This is a genomic window from Kocuria sp. 2SI (genome assembly GCF_005502825.1).
Taxonomy (GTDB): Bacteria; Actinomycetota; Actinomycetes; order Actinomycetales; family Micrococcaceae; genus Kocuria; species Kocuria palustris.
This window is the reverse complement of the sequence record NZ_SCNB01000046.1, coordinates 1-2,799: the sequence shown is the minus strand read 5'-3', so window position 1 is coordinate 2,799 and position 2,799 is coordinate 1. Positions and strand designations below refer to the sequence as shown.

Here is a 2,799-nt window from a genome sequence, read left to right as displayed (position 1 = left end):
CGTCGCCCGCGGCTTCCGTAACTTCGACAACTACCGGTTACGGGCCCTGCTCGCCGCAGGCGGTCATCGCCCCTGGCGGAAGACCGCTACCCACACTCAGCTGTGAAGGCCCCTTCATCTCGATGAACTCCGCGTTGCGGATCTGCGAGGCCGTCCGCTCACCGTCTTCGGGAGTGGTGAGGTAGTCATACTCCCCGGTCATCAGCACCACCGCGCACTGATCGGTGTCGATCTCTCCCAGCTTGCCGCGCAAGTCATGGTCGACCGAGTAGTAGTGCAAATCCCCCTTGAAGGACTCCGAGCCCTGGGTGTAATAGAACCAGGTCTTCCACCGGTCGGCATCCGGGGACTGCGGGGCCATCAGGTCCCAGGTACCGGAGGCGCAGACCTGGGCGGCGTTGGCGTGCGGGTGCTGCCACCAATCCAGGTAGAAGCCCGGGGAGTAGTCCGCACCCTCGACCGGGATGACCGCATCGAAGCGGTCCGGGCGCCGGTAGGCCAGCTGCAGGGCGATGTTGCCGCCGAAGGAAGAGCCCATGAAGATCGGGTTCTCCAGCTCCAGGGCATCGCATAAGGCGATGATGAAGTTGGCGAAGTGGTCGGCGGTGAGCTTGTACTCCTCGGTCCACCAGGCGGTGTTCTCGGGCGGGTCGGACTTCCCGTGGCGGGGCAGGTCGTAGGCGATGACCCGGTAGTTGGCGGTGATCTCCTCGTCCTCGAGCAGGTCCCGCCACTGGTGGTTGTGGCAGCCGGCGGTGTGCTGGCAGACCAACGGCTGGCCGGTGCCGTTTTCGAGGTAGAAGACCTTGTACTCCCGTCCGTCGACGTCGACGGTGACGTAGTGGCCGGTGACAGGTGAGATGCGAGCCATGAGAGTTCTCCTTGTTCAGGCGGTTCAGACGGGGACGCCGACGGTGCGCAGCAGTTCGATCTGGCGTGTGAGGCAGCGCAGGTTCTGCATCAGCACCAGCACGTCGCCCTCCAGGGCCATGTCGCGCTGGAAGGATGCCGACCAGATGCCGTGGAACATCGGGGCGGGCATCTCGGTGCCGAACTCTCGCCAGGTGGCCGCACTCGCGCGGATGGCGAACTGGTACGGGGCGTCGAGGGGTCCGGGGTCGACGCTGATTTCAGCGACCTTCCCCGCGTTCATTCGCACTACGAAGGAGTGCTCGTCCATGTCCAGCAGGTAGGAGCAGGTGAAGTACTTCCCGTGGGCCAGGAGCTCGGGGTCCTGGTCGTTGGCCGCCGTGAAGGCGTCAACCCACTGCTGGGTCGAGGTGGTGGAGGTGGTGGTAGTCATGTTGTGGTCCTTCCCGCCTGACGTGCTCTGTCCCTGGCGTCTGCCTCCTTCATTGGAGCGTGACCTGTCTCACAAATCCATTACTCCTCTTCGATGGGGCGATAGGCCACGACTATTGCCAGCCAACGGGGCGGTCACTACCGTTGAGTCATGCAGCCCTCCTTCGAGCTGCGCGTTCTGCGCTACTTCGTCACTGTTGCTGAAGAGCTGCACTTCGGACGCGCCGCCACCCGGCTCCACATCGCCCAGCCGTCACTGAGCGTGCAGATCCGCAATCTCGAACGCTCCCTCGACACCCCCTTGCTCAACCGCACCAGCCGCGGGGTGACCCTGACCCCGGCCGGGGAGGTCCTGCTGGTCCACGCCCGGGACCTGCTGGCGGCCGCTGAGGCGGCCGCTTCCTTGACCCGGCGGGCAGCCCGGGAACCGGGCCGAAAACTGGTGGTAGGTTTCCAGGCCAATGCTGCCGCCGAACTCACCCGGGCCGTCTTGGAGGCCTATCGCCACAGCAACCCGGCGGTCCAGGTCGAAATGCGCTCCTACCCCTTCGGCGATCCCACCGCTGGGTTGGCCGATGGCAGCGCCGACGTCGCCTTCGTTCGCCCACCCTTGCCGCAGTTCAAAGAGCTGCGGATGTCCACCCTGTTCACCGAACCCCGGGTTCTAGCGGTCTCAGAGGCCTCCGAGCTGGCTACCCGATCCTCGGTCCGGGTAGAAGAACTCCTCGATGAACCCTTCATCGCCCGCAACGCCCCGGATCTGTGGCGGGACTTCTGGCTGGCCACCGACGCCCGTCACAACCACTCCCCGGTCATCGGCTCCGAGGTCAGCACCGTCGACGAGTGTTTCGAGGCCATCCTCAGTCACCAAGGCGTCGCCTTCACGCAAGCCTCTACCCAACGTTTCTACAGTCGCCCCGGCCTGGCTTTCGTCCCCGTGGCCGATCTGTCTCCCTCCACTGTCAGTGTGGCCTGGCGCCAGGACAACGAAGACTGGGCAGCGCGCGCCTTCGTCGAAACCGCCCAGTTCACCGCCCTCAGCACCTCACTCCCCCGGACGTCACAGACGATCTAAGCGGTCCGCTCGTAGCGGGGCCCATCCGCCGTGCGTCACCGAGGGCCGCGCCTGACGGCGGGCCATACCCACCGTGATGCTTGTCCTCGCCGTCCTGACACCCATTGCCGTGGCCGCCAGTTAGACAGGCGCCCAGGAGCGGAGCACTGAACAGCCCGGGGAAAGAACTACGGCGACGTCGAATTGTGGGACCAGACCCCAACCATATGCCGCTAAGACACCCCAGTACTGAATCGCCCCATCACCTCACATGGCCCCGGTCTACCGACGTCTCATAAGCTCAGGCTCATTTCGGATGCTCGTAGAAGGTGTCCCGCGTCAAGTAGTTGGCAGGATTTCCTTGGTTTTGAATGTCGGGGTGGTGGGGTCGGCCAGGCCCAGGTGCACCTCCTTGGGCCGGTTCCATGAGACGGCCTCGTGGG

2 protein-coding genes and 1 pseudogene are annotated in these 2,799 nt (G+C 64.9%); 1 reads left to right on the top strand and 2 read right to left on the bottom strand.

The window, feature by feature from the left end:
* Positions 1–127: 127 nt before the first annotated feature.
* Together FFS25_RS13235 and FFS25_RS13230 are read right to left on the bottom strand one after the other, a co-directional pair.
* Positions 128–871 (bottom strand): annotated as a pseudogene (locus FFS25_RS13235) (alpha/beta fold hydrolase); the annotation flags it as partial.
* A gap of 24 nt (positions 872–895) precedes the next feature.
* Positions 896–1,303 carry a hypothetical protein gene (locus FFS25_RS13230; protein ID WP_024290686.1) on the bottom strand — a complete coding sequence of 136 codons (408 nt, stop codon included), beginning with the start codon at positions 1,301–1,303 and terminating at the stop codon, positions 896–898.
* Between the two features lie 150 nt (positions 1,304–1,453).
* Between FFS25_RS13230 and FFS25_RS13225 the strand changes: the two genes are divergently transcribed.
* Positions 1,454–2,377, top strand: coding sequence for a LysR family transcriptional regulator (locus tag FFS25_RS13225; protein ID WP_137803239.1), 924 nt, complete (start codon positions 1,454–1,456; stop codon positions 2,375–2,377).
* The last annotated feature ends 422 nt before the right edge of the window (positions 2,378–2,799 follow it).

What these genes read in the sequence shown, in the direction of transcription:
- FFS25_RS13225 (WP_137803239.1), top strand. Translation starts at nt 1,454, where the DNA reads ATGCAGCCCTCCTTCGAGCTGCGCGTTCTGCGCTACTTCGTCACTGTT.
- FFS25_RS13230 (WP_024290686.1), bottom strand. Translation starts at nt 1,303, where the DNA reads ATGACTACCACCACCTCCACCACCTCGACCCAGCAGTGGGTTGACGCC.